Source organism: Acinetobacter sp. YH12218 (assembly GCF_013417925.1).
Taxonomy (GTDB): domain Bacteria; phylum Pseudomonadota; class Gammaproteobacteria; order Pseudomonadales; family Moraxellaceae; genus Acinetobacter; species Acinetobacter amyesii.
In genome coordinates this window covers 24,791-42,368 of sequence record NZ_VPDB01000030.1, presented here as the reverse complement: position 1 = coordinate 42,368, position 17,578 = coordinate 24,791, and the positions used below count along the sequence as shown (strand labels likewise).

Annotated in this window: 16 protein-coding genes, 4 tRNA genes and 2 pseudogenes; 19 read left to right on the top strand and 3 right to left on the bottom strand. The window is 41.4% G+C overall.

Translation table 11 applies throughout. The features are described 5' to 3' along the window. A pseudogene (locus tag FTV03_RS09990) lies at positions 1 to 109 on the top strand (IS701 family transposase); the annotation flags it as partial. Positions 110 to 520: 411 nt separating this feature from the next. On the opposite strand, the gene FTV03_RS09985 reads toward FTV03_RS09990, so the two are convergent. Together FTV03_RS09985 and argH are read right to left on the bottom strand one after the other, a co-directional pair. Next, complete coding sequence (locus FTV03_RS09985) at positions 521 to 790, bottom strand: oxidative damage protection protein (protein ID WP_078190466.1); 270 nt, start codon at positions 788 to 790, stop codon at positions 521 to 523. A 27-nt stretch (positions 791 to 817) separates the two neighbouring features. Beyond that, complete coding sequence (gene argH / locus FTV03_RS09980) at positions 818 to 2,248, bottom strand: argininosuccinate lyase (protein ID WP_171319324.1); 1,431 nt, start codon at positions 2,246 to 2,248, stop codon at positions 818 to 820. Between argH and FTV03_RS09975 the strand changes: the two are divergent. The 6 genes and pseudogenes from FTV03_RS09975 to FTV03_RS09950 all read left to right on the top strand — a co-directional run bounded on the left by FTV03_RS09975 (position 2,239) and on the right by FTV03_RS09950 (position 8,021). Continuing rightward, positions 2,239 to 3,392, top strand: a pseudogene (locus FTV03_RS09975) (sensor histidine kinase). The gene argH and the pseudogene FTV03_RS09975 overlap by 10 nt on opposite strands. 53 nt (positions 3,393 to 3,445) lie before the next feature. Further along, a complete protein-coding gene (locus FTV03_RS09970) occupies positions 3,446 to 4,186 on the top strand; it encodes a LytTR family DNA-binding domain-containing protein (RefSeq protein WP_180012128.1) in 741 nt (246 codons plus the stop codon). 95 nt (positions 4,187 to 4,281) lie between these two features. Beyond that, positions 4,282 to 5,199 (top strand): hydroxymethylbilane synthase, encoded by a 918-nt coding sequence (gene hemC, locus FTV03_RS09965; protein ID WP_218950642.1) that lies wholly within the window; start codon positions 4,282 to 4,284, stop codon positions 5,197 to 5,199. A 3-nt stretch (positions 5,200 to 5,202) separates the two neighbouring features. After that, the gene (locus FTV03_RS09960; RefSeq protein WP_180041304.1) at positions 5,203 to 5,982 is read left to right on the top strand and encodes a uroporphyrinogen-III synthase; all 780 of its coding nucleotides are present in this window, start codon (positions 5,203 to 5,205) and stop codon (positions 5,980 to 5,982) included. Continuing rightward, positions 5,979 to 6,821, top strand: coding sequence for a hypothetical protein (locus FTV03_RS09955; RefSeq protein ID WP_180041302.1), 843 nt, complete (start codon positions 5,979 to 5,981; stop codon positions 6,819 to 6,821). Before FTV03_RS09960 ends, FTV03_RS09955 begins: the two co-directional genes overlap by 4 nt. A gap of 6 nt (positions 6,822 to 6,827) precedes the next feature. Continuing rightward, entirely contained in the window at positions 6,828 to 8,021 is a 1,194-nt protein-coding gene (locus tag FTV03_RS09950) for a heme biosynthesis protein HemY (protein WP_180041300.1), read from the top strand. Between the two features lie 73 nt (positions 8,022 to 8,094). Here FTV03_RS09950 and FTV03_RS09945 read toward each other — a convergent pair whose 3' ends face one another. Then, positions 8,095 to 9,063 (bottom strand): IS30 family transposase, encoded by a 969-nt coding sequence (locus FTV03_RS09945; RefSeq protein WP_180171125.1) that lies wholly within the window; start codon positions 9,061 to 9,063, stop codon positions 8,095 to 8,097. A gap of 84 nt (positions 9,064 to 9,147) precedes the next feature. On the opposite strand from FTV03_RS09945, the gene FTV03_RS09940 reads away from it, so the two are divergent. The 12 genes from FTV03_RS09940 to FTV03_RS09885 all read left to right on the top strand — a co-directional run bounded on the left by FTV03_RS09940 (position 9,148) and on the right by FTV03_RS09885 (position 17,561). Further along, a complete protein-coding gene (locus FTV03_RS09940; protein WP_373685116.1) occupies positions 9,148 to 9,333 on the top strand; it encodes a hypothetical protein in 186 nt (61 codons plus the stop codon). A gap of 142 nt (positions 9,334 to 9,475) precedes the next feature. Continuing rightward, positions 9,476 to 9,802 carry an H-NS family nucleoid-associated regulatory protein gene (locus tag FTV03_RS09935; RefSeq protein ID WP_180007248.1) on the top strand — a complete coding sequence of 109 codons (327 nt, stop codon included), beginning with the start codon at positions 9,476 to 9,478 and terminating at the stop codon, positions 9,800 to 9,802. Between the two features lie 167 nt (positions 9,803 to 9,969). Continuing rightward, positions 9,970 to 10,713 (top strand): type II secretion system protein N, encoded by a 744-nt coding sequence (gene gspN, locus FTV03_RS09930; protein ID WP_180012120.1) that lies wholly within the window; start codon positions 9,970 to 9,972, stop codon positions 10,711 to 10,713. After that, positions 10,713 to 11,579 (top strand): type II secretion system protein N, encoded by an 867-nt coding sequence (locus tag FTV03_RS09925; protein WP_180012118.1) that lies wholly within the window; start codon positions 10,713 to 10,715, stop codon positions 11,577 to 11,579. Before gspN ends, FTV03_RS09925 begins: the two co-directional genes overlap by 1 nt. Positions 11,580 to 11,621: 42 nt before the next feature. Next, on the top strand, positions 11,622 to 13,853 hold the full coding sequence (gene gspD, locus FTV03_RS09920; protein WP_180041297.1) for a type II secretion system secretin GspD: 2,232 nt from the start codon (positions 11,622 to 11,624) through the stop codon (positions 13,851 to 13,853). A 77-nt stretch (positions 13,854 to 13,930) separates the two neighbouring features. Then, positions 13,931 to 14,680, top strand: coding sequence for an FHA domain-containing protein (locus FTV03_RS09915; RefSeq protein WP_180041295.1), 750 nt, complete (start codon positions 13,931 to 13,933; stop codon positions 14,678 to 14,680). A gap of 77 nt (positions 14,681 to 14,757) precedes the next feature. Then, on the top strand, positions 14,758 to 15,426 hold the full coding sequence (gene gph / locus FTV03_RS09910) for a phosphoglycolate phosphatase (protein WP_180041293.1): 669 nt from the start codon (positions 14,758 to 14,760) through the stop codon (positions 15,424 to 15,426). Between the two features lie 117 nt (positions 15,427 to 15,543). Then, entirely contained in the window at positions 15,544 to 17,037 is a 1,494-nt protein-coding gene (gene trpE, locus FTV03_RS09905; RefSeq protein WP_180041308.1) for an anthranilate synthase component I, read from the top strand. A 98-nt stretch (positions 17,038 to 17,135) separates the two neighbouring features. Further along, positions 17,136 to 17,211: transfer RNA gene (locus FTV03_RS09900), tRNA-Thr, on the top strand. Positions 17,212 to 17,265: 54 nt separating this feature from the next. Next, positions 17,266 to 17,349: transfer RNA gene (locus FTV03_RS09895), tRNA-Tyr, on the top strand. A 38-nt stretch (positions 17,350 to 17,387) separates the two neighbouring features. Further along, positions 17,388 to 17,463: transfer RNA gene (locus tag FTV03_RS09890), tRNA-Gly, on the top strand. Between the two features lie 23 nt (positions 17,464 to 17,486). Further along, positions 17,487 to 17,561: transfer RNA gene (locus tag FTV03_RS09885), tRNA-Thr, on the top strand. The last annotated feature ends 17 nt before the right edge of the window (positions 17,562 to 17,578 follow it).

The window sequence follows — 17,578 nt, the reverse complement described above, 5'->3', positions numbered from 1 at the left end:
AAATGTATATCGTTGGCAGAAGAAATTATTTAGACCAATTATCAAAAGCTTCATTGATGACTTTATTCTCGATAAAAATCATCTGCTACCACAGAGAATCTTTAAATAATAGTGCGTAAGTCCTATAATAAGTTCATTTATTTAAGTTTAAATAAAATTGATCAATGGATAAAAGATTTTCCAGCAATGATGAAGATCATTTCTGAATGAAAGCTTACACAGACGTCATCTTGGTTTTGCGAAAATAGCAGTGCTCCGAAGCAAAAAAGAGTCCTTTCAGACTTTATTTTGAAATTACGCACTTCGCTTGTCTTACGTAATTTTTAGAGCAATAAAAAAGAATCCCCAAGATTGGAGATTCTTTTCAATTAAAGCCTACGCACAGCATAGCTGCTTGTTTTGCGGCGTGGCGGAGCAGTGCTCCTGAGTACAAAAAAGGAGTCCCATTGGACTCCTTCATGACATTTGAAGCTACGCGCTTCACTTGTCTTGAGTAAAACTTAAAGCAACGCTTTAAGTTTTACTCAGGCTTTAGGCCTTCGGCTTTTTCTAAAGATTCATCATTGCTGAAGAATTTTTCACGTTGCTCTTCAAGGAACTTTTTCGCGTCAGCTTCAAACACGTTTAAACGTTTTTCATTGATCAACGTAGTTTGGTGTTTTAGCCATTCTTGCCAAGCTTGTTTAGATACCGTATCAAACAATTCTTGTCCCTTTGCACCCGGGAATGGTGCAAAGTCTAAACCTTCCATTTCAGCCTGATATTTACGGCAAAAAACTTGTCGAGACATATCAATACTCCATTTAACTTGAAAAAGTTATGCGTAAAGTTTTTCTAAACGTGCATGCGCGCGTTCAATTGCTGCTTCAACTTGAGCAGGTGCAGTACCACCAATGTGGTTACGTGCATTGACAGATGCTTCGAGTGTTAAAGCTTTTTCGAAGACATCGGCCTGAATCAAGTCAGAGAACTGTTGAAGTTGCTCAAGGGTTAATTCTGAAAGGTCTTTGCCTTCTTGAACACCGAGAGCAACTGCTTTACCCACAATCTCATGTGCATCACGGAATGCTACGCCATTTTTAACGAGGTAGTCGGCAAGGTCAGTTGCAGTTGAGAAGCCACGCAGCGCTGCTTCACGCATGATGTCAATGTTTGGTACTAGTGCAGGAATCATGTCGGCAAATGCCATGAGTGAGCCACGAACAGTATCAATTGCATCGAATAGTGGTTCTTTATCTTCCTGGTTGTCTTTGTTGTATGCCAATGGTTGACCTTTCATCAGGGTCAATAGGCTCATCAAATCACCATATACACGGCCAGTTTTACCACGGATCAACTCAGGAACGTCTGGGTTTTTCTTTTGCGGCATGATTGAAGAGCCAGTGCAGAAACGGTCAGGAATGTTCACAAATTTGAACTGAGCCGATGTCCAAAGAATCATTTCTTCTGACATACGTGATAAATGCATCATGATGAGTGATGCCGCAGCATTGAATTCAATACCGAAGTCACGGTCAGACACAGCATCTAAAGAGTTTTCTGCAACGGCTTCAAAACCTAGTAATTCTGCAGTGAATGCGCGGTCGATCGGGTAGGTTGTTCCAGCAAGTGCAGCAGAACCTAAAGGCATGCGGTTGGTACGTTTACGGCAGTCAATTAAACGCTCTGAGTCACGAACCAACATTTCAAACCACGCCATTAGGTGGTGGCCAAAAGTCACTGGCTGTGCAGTTTGTAAATGCGTGAAGCCCGGCATGATGGTATTGGTATTTTTCGCCGCTAAGCCTAGGATGCCTTTTTGTAATTTTTTCAATAATTCTAAAATCGCATCGATTTCGTCGCGAACATACAGACGGATATCGGTTGCAACTTGGTCATTACGGCTACGACCGGTGTGTAGTTTTTTACCTGTAATACCGATACGTTGAGTCAAGCGTGACTCAATATTCATGTGCACATCTTCTAGGTCAATGCGCCATTCGAAGTTACCCGCTTCAATTTCTGCTTTAATGGTGTTTAAGCCATTAATAATATCGTCACGCTCTTGTTCAGTTAGAACGCCAACTTTTGCAAGCATGGTTGCATGTGCAATTGAACCTGCAATATCTTGTTTATAAAAGCGTTGGTCAAACTGTACAGATGCTGTAAATTCAGCAACAAAAGCGTCAGTAGCTTCGGAAAAACGACCGCCCCACATGCCTGAAGTTTGGGCTTGTGACGGATTTGAGGAATTAGAAGATGTGGTCATGTCGGCTCAATAAGATAAAAAGCATAGAACTGAGCAAGAGTATAGCAAATTCGAACCCAGTTGCCGAAGGGCAAGTTGATCAAACTTTTAGACAGGGTTTAGGTCTATGACAATTTCTGTATTTTCAGGAAAAATGGGCCGTTGGCACTATCTGTGGGAGCTGTTTCTTGCGGGCAATATTGTGGCTTTGGTTTTGGTCTTGGCCCAAGCTCAATCGTGGCAAGCCTTAAGTGTTTCCAGTGTCATGCAGCATGTGTTGTTTATTAACTGGATATTATTGGCATTTGCAGCATTTTCAGAGCTTTTGCAGAGCAAGACGCGTGGTTTAAGCATGAAAATGCTCATGTTTAGCGGGTTTGTTTTATTGCAAGCTTTGGTGTTATTCACCACCATAACTTTAAATGTTTTGATCTATTTTGGTGAAAATTTCAGTTTAGCTGGTTTGAGTGCAGACGTTTTAACTGCTGGTGTGGTTTTAAATCTGAGCTATGGGGTATTACTTGGGGCATTTTGTTTTCGATATTTATATTTAAGAGAACAGTGGGGTCGACAACATCATAGTGAATTAAACTCACGCATTCAGGCTATGCAAGCTCGGATTCATCCACATTTTTTATTTAATAGCTTAAACAATGTGATTAGCTTGATTGCGATTGACCCAGATAAAGCGGAGCAAATGCTACTGAATTTATCTCGATTATTCCGTGCAAGTTTTCAAGAATTGAAGTTGGTAAGTCTCAAAGATGAGATCGATCTGTGTCAGCGTTATTTGGCCATTGAACAAATGCGTTTAGGTGATCGGCTTAAGGTGGAGTGGAAACTAGAAGGTACTGAACAATACGCTCAAGTACAAATTCCACTATTAACTTTACAACCTTTATTAGAAAATAGTATTTTTCATGGAGTTGAAAAGATTTTGACAAAGAGTACGATAAATATATTGATTGAAATATTACAAAATCAAATTAATATCGTTATTACAAATCCCTATACACAGGATACAATTAAATTACGTCAGGGGAATGGTATTGCCATCGAAAACGTGAAACAGAGACTTGAGGCATATTATGGTCAGCATGTCACTTTTCAAACCTACGCAGGCGAGGGGATGTATACGACTGTGGTGCAATATCAATATAAATAGAAATCTCAGTTGACCAATAAAAATAAATGACGTTAACGAGATAAGGAGGAGAAATGGACATCCTAATCTGTGATGATGAGCCTCTAGCAGTAGAGCGATTGTCACGTTTAGTCACTCAACTTGGACATCAAGTGGTTGCGAAAGCTTCACATGGTCAACAAGCGATTGACTTGGCTCAAAGCCTCGAGCCTGATGTCATCTTACTAGATATACAAATGCCTGAAATGGATGGGTTGACTTGCGCGAAATTGTTGCGTGAATTAGACCCCATGCCCGCTATTATTTTTTGCACTGCATATGATCATCATGCACTTGATGCATTTAAATCGAATGCAGAGGGATATTTACTAAAACCAGTTATGCAACAGGAATTGCAGCAGGTTTTAGATCATTTAACTAAATTAACCCAAGCTCAATTGAGCACGATAAAACAAAAAGAAAATATGGACGAAATTAAAATCAGCCGCCATCAAATCGCGGCAAAGACTTATCGTGGTGTAGAACTGGTCCCTGTGGAAAATATTTATTATTTTCTTGCAGATCAGAAATATGTCACTGTTCGGCATAAAAATGGCAATGTACTTATTGATGAAACGCTGAAGGATTTAGAGCATGAATTTGGTGATCGCTTTATACGCATTCATCGCAATGCCTTGGTGTCTGTGAGCTTTTTAGATGGTTTGGAAGTCGTAAGCTCAGGGCAATATCAGGTGCGTTGTCGAGATTTAGAAGAGCGTTTGGCGGTCAGCCGTCGACATTTACCAAATTTACGTGAGCGAATACAAAAATTATAGGGCAAGGGTCAAAGCACATTGCGAATTAAGCTTGCATTTTCAACTGAGCAAGTTAAGTTTAGAATAATAGCCCTATAGACTGTATTTTAAAATTTATGAATATCCTTAAGATCGCAACTCGACAAAGCCCGCTTGCACTTTGGCAGGCGGAACATATTCGTGCACGCTTAGAAGCACTTCATGCAAATTTGAAAGTTGAGTTGGTGACCTTTGTGACCCAAGGTGACAAGATTCTAGATACCCCTTTAGCCAAAATTGGGGGAAAAGGATTATTTGTAAAAGAATTAGAAGCGGCGTTGTTGGATGGTCGTGCAGACTTGGCAGTTCATTCGATGAAAGATGTGCCAATGGCTTTGCCTGAAGGTTTAAGCTTGGCCGTGATTTGTGAGCGTGAAGACCCATTAGATGCTTTCGTTTCAAATACTTATAACAGTTTTGATGATTTACCCCAGGGTGCGAAGGTGGGGACGTCGAGCTTGCGCCGCAAATGCCAAATTTTAAAACAACGTCCAGACCTTGAAATTATTGATCTGCGTGGCAATGTGGGTACGCGTTTATCTAAACTCGATGCGGGTAACTATGATGCGATTATTTTGGCGAGTGCAGGGCTGAAGCGTTTGGGCTTAGCAGAGCGTATTCGTCATACTCTTGAGCCTGTTGTGAGTTTACCTGCAGTTGGACAAGGTGCATTGGGCCTAGAATGTCGTAGCCAAGATCAAGCTGTATTGGATTTAATTTTGCCCTTAATGCATGCAGAGACCAATTCTTGTGTACGTGCAGAACGTGCTTTTAATGCATATCTAGAAGGTGGCTGCCAAGTACCGATTGCAGGTTATGCAACCTTAGAAAATGGTCAGATTCATTTGGAAGGTCGAGTCGGTAGTGTTGACGGTCAAACCTTGTTGAAAGCACAGCAAGTAGGTCTTCCCGAACAGGCTGAACAGCTCGGTGTCAAATTGGCCCAAGACTTGTTAGCCCAAGGTGCCGGTGAAATTTTAAAGGCACTGTATTAATACATGCTTTTTATCAATACACGTCCGACAGATCGTGCAGCGCAGCTTAGCTTGACGCTGCGCTCTGCGGGTGTTGCTGTGGCTGAGCTTCCATTACTTGAGCTTAAGCCGCGGGCATGGTCAGAAGCATTGGCAGTGTGCTATGCCCAGTTGAGTGCTGCGGATGTATTGGTTGTGGTGAGCCCCTCTGCGGTCACCTTTGGTATGCAAGGTTTGCGTAAGGCAGGCATTTCACTTGAGCAGCTCGAACATATTCAATGGGTTGCAGTTGGTGACGCAACCGCAGCAAAACTGGCTGATTATGGCATTCACAGTGTCGTACCGCAGGTGGAAACCTCGGAGGGAATGCTCACTTTAAGCCATTTAGAACAATTGGAGGCCGGGGCTTGCGTTGCATTTTGGCGCGGTGAAGGTGGTCGTCAATTTATGATGCAGCAGTTGCTAGCACGTGGCATTCAGATTCTTAATTTTGTGCTATACGAACGCCATCTACCGGAAGAGACCACTCAAAAAGTAAAAACACTCATTTCTGAACATCAGTTGTCATCTCCGTATTGTATGTTGATCACCAGTGAGGCCAGTTGGCTCAATTGGCTTGACCTGATTCAGTCGCATTTATCAGTACTGCGCCATGCACATTTTTTAGTTTTAGGTGTAAGGTTGTTCGAGCTACTTGAGCAAAGTCGTATAACACTGAACAAAGATTTTAAAATTATTCAACTCGAAGATTTAAACGCGACACACATATTGCAGCATGTGCAAGTCGTGCAGGGAAATACATGAAGAAGTTGTTTGTCGTTGTGGTCATTGTCGCCGTACTTTGGTTGGCTAAACTCAGTTTTGACCTATTTCAAGTCAATGCTCAACAAACCGAACTGATGCAACAGCAAACTTTATTGCAACAGCGCAATGCAGGTTTGAATGATCAGGTCGTGGCTTTGAAACGTCAGTTGAGCGGCACAACGACCGAGATGGCGGCTGCAACGACATCGAATACTTCGATTGCTGCTGAGGCAACCCATAGCATTGAGCCAATGATGGTTGTGGGCCAGCAACTTGATTTGGTTGAATTTGCCATGCAGCAACAACAATTTGCTGTCGCTTTGGAAAAATTAAACCAATTAGACCAACAATTAGATCAGTTGAGCTTGGCACCTGCACTTCGCATGAGTTTGCATCAGGTGATTCAAAAAGATCGTGAGACCTTAAAGCAATATGTGACAGAGCGTCAGTTGCAATCTGATAAAGTGAAAAATACCCTGCAATCGATCGATCAATTGTTAGAAAAAGAAATATTAAAGCCCTATAGTTCTAAAGAGCAGCAAAAGGGTCTTTCTTTTTGGCAAAAATGGATTCAAGTCGAATCGGTCGAGCAACCGAGTCCCGTATTAATGCAGCGTAGCTTGGTATTAAAAGAAATGCAGTTACGTTTAATTTTGGCTCAGCAAGTTTTAAATCAAGGACAATATCCTCAATTTCAACAAGAAATCACTGAAATTATGCAAATTATGCAGCAATTGCCAGATGCTTCATTAAAACCGATACGCCAACGTCTAGAACAATTAAAGGACATTCCGGTTATTTCTGTACCGCTATTAAATACTCGGGCACTCATAGGATAATCGACTATGAAACATATTTTATTGGCCTATTTATTTATTAGCTTATTGGTTGTTGCCATTATTAGTTTGCTGAGTTTTGGACATGGTGCAGGCTATGTCTATTTATACTGGCGTGAATGGCAAGTTCAATCCAATATTTGGTTTTTAGCATTATTGCTGGCACTACTGAGTTTGTTCGTGCAAATGCTTTGGTATGCGGTTAAACGCTATTTAAGTCGAGAGCAGCGTAAATCTGAAACAGTCTTTAGTTTTAATAAACTGCATCCCTATGAACAATTGGCTGTCATTTGGCTTTTAAATGCTGCGCAAGATCAAAAAAACTTTATTCAGCAAGCTTTTACTGAGTCTGGATTATTAAAAGGGGTGATTGATGCGCGTTTATATTGGATTCAGCAACAATATGAAACAGCATTAAATGCATTAACTCAGACCAATCCAATGGCTTTTGAACTCGCAGAATTGCAACGGATTGAAATTTATTTATCCCAACAAGAGGGTGAAAAGGCTTTAACGCATCTCGAATTTTTGAATCAACATGAATTATCGCCATGGTTGCAAAAAGTCAGCACTGCCTATGAGCAGCGTTTAACCACGCTATGGGGCATGTTTGCGTTGCAGTTTCCTTGGTTGTATTTGCGTTCGACACGTTATGGACATTTAGATGAGCTGACAAAACAAGCTTGGTTGGAGCAATTATTATCTGCATTTGATCAAGCTGATGTCGATGACTTACAGCATTTAAAGCAGCGTTATTTGGATTTGCAAGATCAAATAACAGAGCGTAAATATGCGGTCAAAGTGTTGTGGTTAAAAGTCTTGTCTCGTATGCCAGAGATGAGTCAGGAACATGAGCAATTGGCTATTCATTTACTGGAACAGCAATTTAACAAAGAAGTGTTCTTTTTGTGGTTCCAGCAAAAAATGCTGAAGCAAAACCCTGACTATGTGGCTGTAGAACAGCAGATTCAACGTTGGGAAGAAAAGTATCCTGCGCTGCCTGTTTTTAGTTTTGCAAAATGGAATATTTACCAAGCGACAGCACGCCAAGCTGAAGCAGATGCATTGTTAGAATTATATCCAGATGATGTATTAATGAGTTATTTACGCATCAAGTCAGCTTTAAATCAGCAGGATGAATTGATCAAACAATTAAATTTAGTATTTGAAAATAATGCCAATTTTATGGAAATTCGAATATAAGGATATTATATGCAAGAAGATTTAGCTCAATATTCATTGATTCATACTCAACACGTAGCTTGGGGGGGCGAATTCAAACATGAGGTGCGACAGTTTCAAAAGCCTTATGATAATCAACAAGCTGAGCAAATTTCTCTAATGGTGTAAGCCAATCTAACGCTTTTCTAGGGCGAGTATTCAGTGACATGGCAACTTGATTTAAATAATGCTGATCTACCTGGTTTAAATCAATCCCTTTAGGTAAATATTGCCTAATTAAACCATTCATATTTTCGCATGTGCCTTTCTGCCATGGCGAATGTGGGTCACAGAAATATACATCTATGCCTAAATCTTCTTCGAGGATTTTATGTTCTGACATCTCACGTCCACGGTCATAGGTCAATGTTTTACGCAGTTCTGCGGGTAAATATTTCAGAGCTTCAGTTAAAGCCTTGCGCACTGATTCTGCCTTTGCATCAGGTAATGTTGCCAAGATACAGAGCCGTGTATTTCGTTCAATAAGTGTTGCTATCGAACTTTTATTGTCTTTACCTTTAATTAAATCGGCTTCCCAATGACCCGGTATTTTTCTTTCTTGAACTTCGGTTGGGCGCTCATGAATAGTTTTAATATCCTGTAATATAGAATCTTTTTTAGGTTCACCGTTAGCTTTTCGCTTTTTATTTTCATGACGCAGACAGGATAGTAAGTCTTTTTTCAGCTCACCCTTTGGTAATGCTCGTATCGTTGAATAAATCGTTGTATGGCTTACATTCATTGTTTGATCCAAATCAGGAAATCTCTTTAAACGCTTTGCTATTTGCTGAGGAGACCATAAACAACGGATCGCTTCAACAATAAATTTCCAGAGGATTGAATCGATTTTGAGTTTTCTGTGACCACGTCTACGTCTAGCGAAGGTGTTATCAGAAGCATATTGAGCTTGATAAACGTCATTGATGCTATTTCTTTTAAGCTCACGATAGATCGTACTAGGATGTCTTTTAATGAGTTCAGCAAATTTTCTGGGTGAAAAGCCTTCTTTTCTTGACTCAAGCATTAATGCAGTACGATCTTCAAAGTTAAGATGATGGTATGACAATTTTATATACTCCATAAACCCTTTAAATTAATTAGGTGGTTTATGTCGCACTTCAAGTTTTACTCTGCCAGTTATATATTATGGAGTGAACAGCAACAAAAAATCGTTGCAACAGGCGATGCGGTTATTGTGTGCGTGGATAAAATGACCCTGCAAAAAACCTCTATTCCAGAAAATATTAAAACCAAAATAAAAGCCTTAGAAAATTCAGTGGGAAATAATATTTAAATACAATTTAACTTTATATATTTTAAGGAGTCGTGTTAAAATATTGTAGTAAAATGAAAATTATTTATTGAATAAAAATTTTATTATAATATTATGAGCGAGTTTTCATAAGCATTATTAAAATGAAATTTCGGAGTTAAAGATTATGCCTGATATTAGTAATTTATCAGTTGAAGAGTTAAAGAAGCTTCAAGTAGAAGCTGAAGCACTGATTGCATCTAAAAAAGATCAAGCGATTGAAGATGCGTATAACCGTATTGTTGAAATTGCAGAAAATTTAGATTTAAGCGTTGAACAAATTCTTGAATTTGGTTTAAGCAAACGTAAAAAATCAACGCGTAAAGCGGTTGAGCCACGTTACCGTAGCAAAACCAATGCAGATGACACGTGGACTGGTCGTGGTAAACAACCACGTTGGTTAGTGGCTGAGTTAGAAAAAGGCGCGAAACTAGAAGACTTCTTAATTTAAGAACAATTCATGAAATCGTCATATCCTGAGTTCAGGATAATTAAACCAGGCAAATGCCTGGTTTTTTTATCTCTTTGAATTGGCTATGCAGAAAAAGTATGCATAATGTGTCTATAAAGAAAAATGTTTAAATGATGGAAAAAAATTGATGGATCGGTTGTGGTGGGATGATCAATAAAACTAATAATATTCGGTGGCTCATTTTTGCTGCGATCAGTTTTTTAATTTTCGTTATGCTGCAAGTGCCAGCAGCGTGGCTCATTACAAAGTTTTATAAAAATAACCAAATGCTACATAACGTCAGTGGCAATATTTGGCATGGGCAAGCAGATTGGACACGAGGAAATTTGAAAGGCTCGTTAAACTGGAACACACGCCCGTGGGACTTGATTTTATTACGCTTGGGTGCAAATGTTGAAATTCATAGTGGCAATACCAAACTGCAAGGTGTTATGGGGTATGGTTTTGGCAAAAGTATCAGCATCAAAAACTTAGAGGGTCAAATTGCCCCTGAAACTTTAAAAAGTTTTGCCGATTGGCAATGGCCAACGAATGCCATTCAATTAAAAGATGTGCAGTTTAAATATAAGCCACAACAGGGATTTAGTCAGTCATTAGGCGAGATGCAGTGGGCAGGTGGGGATTTATCCTTTAGCTTTGCACAGCGTCAAGAGTCAATGAATGTGCCTGCCATGTTAGCTCAATTAAAAGATGATAATGGCAAATTGTCGATTGATGTTCGAGATCAACGCGAACAAAAGATGATGAATTTATCACTTGAGCCAGACCTCATGTTGGATGTGCAATTAACCCAGCGCTTTTTGATGAATGTTGCTTCCTATGAAGGTAAGGCAGGATTAGATACGTATGTGATTAGTTCGCGTCAACCTCTATTGAGTGGGGTGAACTGATGGCTGACTATTTCGAAAAAATCCGCGAGATCAATTGGAAGCAAACAGATCGACTTGCACCTGTGGTCTTGGCTTTAATAATTTTGTACCTGTGCTGGAAGTTAGCCGCTTTATTTTGGTTATTGATTGCACCGCCACAAGCCATGCAGTTAGACCGAGTTGAATTGGGTTCACAGCAAACGCAAGTTCCTAATATTAGCTCTTTTGCCTTGTTTCAGGAAAACCGCAGTTCAGCAGCTGACGCGCAGTTAAATATGGTGTTACAAGGTGTGGTGGTTGGACAGCCAAGTCGCTACTCGTCGGCAGTGATTAAGGTCAATGAGAGTTCAGATCGCTACTTGGTTGGAGAAACCATTCAAGGTTCATCATATCAACTGGCTGAAGTTTATTGGGATAAGGTGATTTTAACGCAGGGTAATGGTGCACGGCGTGAATTAGCGTTCCAAGGTATTGAAAACGGATTAGATCAACCGATTGTCCCTACAGCCAATGCAACATCAGGCGGATCTTTGCAAAATAACAGCATGCAAAATGCAGCTAATCCTGCAAATTCAGGGCAAGGCACGACGCAGTCCGCGATTGGTCAGGCCGTACAACGCATGACAGAAAATCGTGAGCAATATCTGCAGGAAATGGGGGTGAATCCATCAGGTAATGGTGGGTTTGAGATTTCAAATCGAACACCTGCTGCCTTGAGAAATAAATTGGGTTTGCAACCGGGTGACCGCATTATGTCTTTAAATGGGCAGGCAGTCGGTGCAGGACAATCTGAGGCGCAATTATTAGAACAAGCCCGCCGTGAAGGGCAGGTGAAACTTGAAGTCAAACGTGGTGATCAAGTGATGACCATACAACAGGATTTTTAGTGATGTTTCATCACTTTATAGGGTTAGGAAACACAGGCGTATATGGCTTTATTTAATAATAACCGTTCAACTTTAGCTGCCTATGCCATGGTGCCCTTGGTTGCTATGGTCAGCACAGCAAGTTATGCACAAACATGGAAAATCAATTTACGTGATGCAGATCTTACGGCATTCATTAATGAAGTCGCAGATATCACGGGGAAAAATTTTGCAGTTGACCCACGGGTACGAGGAAATGTAACGGTTATTTCCAATAAGCCTTTAAATAAAAATGAAGTCTATGACCTGTTTCTCGGTGTATTGAATGTCAATGGCGTGGTGGCGATTCCATCGGGCAACACCATTAAACTGGTTCCAGACAGTAATGTAAAAAGCTCGGGCATTCCTTATGATGCGCGCCACCGTGCGTCTGGAGACCAAATTGTCACCCGAGTAATTTGGCTTGATAACACCAATGCCAACGACTTAATTCCAGCCCTACGTCCACTGATGCCGCAATTTGCACATTTGTCAGCAGTGGCGGGGACCAATGCGCTGATCGTCTCAGACCGTGCTAGTAATATTTACCAGCTCGAAACGATTATTCGTAATTTAGATGGAACGGGTCAAAATGATATCGAAGCCGTGACGCTGCAATCGAGTCAGGCCGAAGAAATGATTGGGCTGTTAGAGTCGATGAGTTCGACCGGCGCATCAAAAGACCCGAAAGGTTCACGAATTCGTATTATTGCGGACAATCGAACCAATCGTATTATCATTAAAGGTGATACAGCGACACGTAAGCGTATTCGTAAGATTATTGAGACCTTAGATGTGCCTGCTGCAGATCGATTGGGTGGATTGAAAGTTTTTCGTCTAAAGTATGCAAGTGCCAAAAACTTGTCAGAAATCTTACAAGGCTTGGTCACAGGGCAGGCCGTTTCGAGTACAAATTCATCGAATAGCTCAAATAGCAGCACGATGAACAGTTTAATGAATGATAGTAACAGTTCGAATTCACAGTCATTCAGTTCACAAAATAACACCAGTTCAGGTATTAACCTCAACAGTAATAACTCTTCCAATAATACGCAAAACGGTATCTCAAGCTTTAATGCCAATGGCGTGAGTATTATTGCTGATGCCACACAAAATGCACTGATTGTGAAAGCAGATCCGCAGCTCATGCGTGAAATTGAATCTGCGATTCAGCAGCTCGATATTCGTCGTCAGCAAGTGCTGATTGAAGCGGCGATTATTGAAGTCGAAGGCACGGATACCGATCAGCTCGGTGTGCAATGGGCGTTGGGTGATATCAGTAGTGGTATCGGCTTAATTAACTTTGATAACTTTGGTTCTAGTTTAAAGAATATTGCCGCAGGTTATTTAACTGGTGGCGCTGCGGGTGCAGGTAGCGCGGTGAGTGCGGGTACTTCTTTGGTCCTTGGTGACTATCGTGAAGGTAGTGATGGTTCACGCAAACTCTATGGTGCGATGGTTCAGGCCCTAAAAGAAAAAACCAAATCCAATTTATTATCTACACCGTCTATTGTGACGATGGATAACGAAGAAGCCTATATTGTGGTGGGTGAGAACGTTCCATTTGTGACAGGCTCGGTCACCACCAATGGTGGTACAGCCAATCCATATACATCGATTGAGCGTAAAGATGTCGGTGTTACTTTGAAAGTTGTGCCGCATATTGGCGACGGCGGTTCGGTGCGTTTAGAGGTCGAGCAAGAAGTTTCTGATGTAAAAGACAATAAAGGCCAAGCGTCGGATTTGGTTACGACTAAACGCGCGATCAAAACCTCGATCTTGGCAGAGCATGGTCAAACAATTGTGTTGGGTGGTTTGATCTCGGACAATACATTGCATGGACGTCAATCGGTTCCGGGGTTGGGGGCTATTCCTGTACTCGGCAAACTCTTTAGCTCGGAAGGAAAATCCAACAGTAAACGTAATTTGCTGATCTTTATTCATCCGACTATTGTTGGAAATTCTGCTGATGTGAAGAAAATGTCTCAGCAGCGCTACAGTCAGCTCTATAGTCTGCAACTGGCACTGGATAATGACGGTAATTTTGCGAAATTACCTGAAAATGTTGATGATGTGTATCAGCAGCGCATACCTGTTTCAAAGGGTATAGCACCAGCCCCTGTGTATAAGACGGTACCCACAGCACCACAAACGACACAGCCAGCGGCAGTGGTCTCCACGCCAGTCGCTATTGAGCCTGCAGTAAAGCGCCAAACCATTACTGTACCAAATGGCAAAGTAGCGGGCACGCCTTAGGTGAGACAGCAGGGTGGTTTAGCTTTAAAACCACAGCATGCTATGATGAAAAAAACGAGCAATAGAGAATTAACTTCATGACTTGGAAAATTCAAGCAATTTCTGGTGATTTAACAGGACAAGAAATTAGTATTGAGCGAGATATGTTGGTGGGGCGTCATCAACAAGCAGATATTGTTTTACAAGAATCTGATGTATCGCGTAAACATGCTGCCTTTGTACTGAAAGATCAGGCACTCTGGTTGCAAGATCTCAATTCATCTAATGGGACGTTTATTAATGATGTCCGTTTGACTGGTGAATCACTTTTAAAAGAAGGTGATATTGTACAGTTTGCCAGTGTGAAGTTTAGTTTATTGGCTCCAGCTAAAGCTGTTCAGATTCCAGCGGATATCGAACAAAGCGTTGAAGCATTGCAAACAGAAGAAATTACACCTGTTCAGCAGCCGTCTGAAGCTGTTGCAGTTTCTGAAAATGTGGCACAAGAGCCTGTAGTAAATGCGTCTGAGACTGTGACACAAGAGCCTATCGTTAAAACTGCAGCACAACAAATGAATGATCAAGGTATGCCAGAGTTGAAAGAGCGTGATGGTTCAGTTCAATTGACTCGTGATGGTATGCCGACCAATGTGGGTGTGCCTAAACCTGCGCCAATTCCTGAGGGAATTGACATTACTGCTGCTCCGAAAAATGAGGCATGTGATGTAGAAATTCCAGCGACATGTGTAGAGCAAGAACGTGAAGCACAAAAAAATGCCTCTGTGGGCTTAATCTCAGTCATTGTTTTAATCATTCTTGCAATTATTGCATGGGTGTTGTTTAAATAAACCGAGACATTCCTCGAAAGGCATGCATGGGCATGCCTTTTTTATGGGGAAAATTTACAAAAAAATAGAGGGACATTATGTTTGAAGTTCGTTTAGCAGAACGCCAAATGATTTTATTTGATCTGGATGGAACGCTAGTCGATTCAGCATCTGACTTACATCGTGCGATGAATATGAGTCTAAATACGTTGCAATTACCTTTGGTCACAGAAGAGCAAGTACGAAACTGGATTGGGAAAGGGACTTCATTATTTTGTCATAGCGTACTTGAATATTTGACCGGGAAAGTGGATGCCGCACAGCACCACCTTTTATTGGAAACTTTTCTAAAGATTTACAATGCAGATCCTTGTGTCTTGACGCAGCCCTTTGACGGCATTCTAGCGTTCTTGGATTGGGCAAAAGCAGAAGAGAAAATTCTGATTTGTGTGACCAATAAACCAGAGCAACCTGCACGCAGTATTGTGCAGGCACTAGGTATGCATGAATACTTTGATGATGTGATTGGCGGAGATCGTTTTGAAGAGCGTAAACCACATCCCAAGCAGCTAGAGTATTGTGCGGAGCATTATGCCTTGCCGAAACAGCAAATTTTGATGGTGGGTGATTCTGTCAATGATGTAGAGGCAGCACGTCGTGCGGGTATTGATTGTATTGTGGTTAGCTATGGCTATAATCATGGTGAAAATATTCGAGATTGTCAGCCGCAGCATGTGGTCGATAACTTAAAAGAATTATTGGGTTGAAATAAGTAGGGTTAAGGAAGTGAAAATGAGCAAGTGTGTAGGTTTTCGATGGCGTCACTCAATCAGCATGAGAAGAAATTAACTGAAATTGACCACGCGAAATATAGAGAAACCGAGATGACTACACAAACTCAATTTGAACAACTCAAAGCTGCTGGATATAACTTGATTCCAGTCTATCGTCAGCGCTTGGCAGATACAGAAACTCCGCTGTCTGTCTTTGCGCGATTAAAACAACATAAACAAGCCTATTTATTTGAATCTGTAGAGGGTGGCGAAAACTGGGCGCGTTACTCAATAATTGGTTTGGGTGAGTCAACCGTATTTTCGTGTAATGAAGGGCAGTTGACCGTTCAGCATGTTGATGGCTCGATTGAAAAACAACAATGCACTGACCCATTTCAATACATCCGTGACTTCCAAGCACAATATAAGGTGCCTACACAGCAAGATTTGCCTGCATTACCAAGCTTTACCGGCGGATTGGTTGGATACTTTGGTTATGACGCTGTGCGTTATATCGAACCGAAGCTCAATAATGTGCCAGAAGCTGACCCAGTCGGGATTCCAGATATTTGGATGATGCTGTCTAAAACCGTCATCGTCTTTGATAACCTCAAAGATACCTTATTCTTAATTGTGCATGCCGATGTAAATGATGCTGAGGCCTATACCCAAGCGCAGCAACAATTGGATGAGCTAGAAGAACTTTTGGCAACCCCAATTGCACTCAAAGCAAATAAGCATACTGCACCACAGTTTGAATCCATCACTGGGCACGACAACTTTATTGACTCTATTGCAAAAGTAAAAGAGTACATTAAAGCCGGTGATGTGATGCAGGTTGTGCCGGGCCATCGTATGGTATCCGATTTTGATGGTGAGCCTTTGCAGGTCTATCGTGCACTACGTCACCTCAATCCATCTCCATATTTGTTCTTGGTGCAAGGGCAAACACTTGAGAATGACATTCCCTTTCATATCGTCGGTTCATCACCTGAAATTTTGTCCCGCCTAGAAAATGGTGTAGCAACAGTTCGTCCTTTGGCGGGCACGCGACCACGGGGTAAAACCAAAGAAGAAGATTTAGCACTTGAAAAAGATTTGCTATCTGATGAAAAAGAAATTGCAGAGCATTTGATGTTGATCGATTTGGGTCGAAATGATGTTGGACGTGTTTCTAAAATCGGTAAAGTTCACGTGACTGATCAAATGGTGATCGAACGTTATTCGCATGTCATGCACATTGTGTCAAATGTACAAGGTGAAGTACGTGATGATGTCGATGCTTTGGATGTTTTTAAGGCAACATTCCCTGCGGGTACGCTTTCAGGCGCACCAAAAATCCGCGCTATGGAAATTATTGACGAAGTTGAACCAGTAAAACGTGGAATTTTTGGTGGTGCTGTTGGTTATTTAGGCTGGCATGGGGAAATGGACATGTCGATTGCGATTCGTACCTGTGTAATTCGAGAAAATAAGGTCTATGTTCAAGCTGGAGCAGGGGTAGTTTATGACTCAAATCCTGAATCAGAGTGGAATGAAACCCAAATAAAAGCTCGCGCAGTGATCAAAGCGGTTGAATTATCATCAAATGGATTGATTTTATGAGTTTTTCACGTTTTTTTTAGAAAAAACACTTGCAAGGATTTCAAGATTTGCTAAACTGCACACCGTTCCGATACGAAACGTACGAAACACTAAGAAACGCCGGCATAGCTCAGTTGGTAGAGCAACTGACTTGTAATCAGTAGGTCCACAGTTCGAATCCGTGTGCCGGCACCATCTTAGAAAGTTTGAGAGTGAGTAGAAAGAACGACACTGAAGTAAGTGTAAAATGGTGAGGTTCCCGAGCGGTCAAAGGGGGCGGACTGTAACTCCGCTACGAAAGTTTCGAAGGTTCGAATCCTTCCCTCACCACCAATTTTAAGACTTCAATAAGTGGTTTGTACCAACATCGTGCGGGAGTAGCTCAGTTGGTAGAGCGGTAGCCTTCCAAGCTACATGTCGCGAGTTCGACCCTCGTCTCCCGCTCCATATCTATTGAAGTGCTTATATTTGCTCTTATAGCTCAGTGGTAGAGCACTCCCTTGGTAAGGGAGAGGTCTCGAGTTCAAATCTCGATAAGAGCTCCAGATTTTACAGTTTAGCA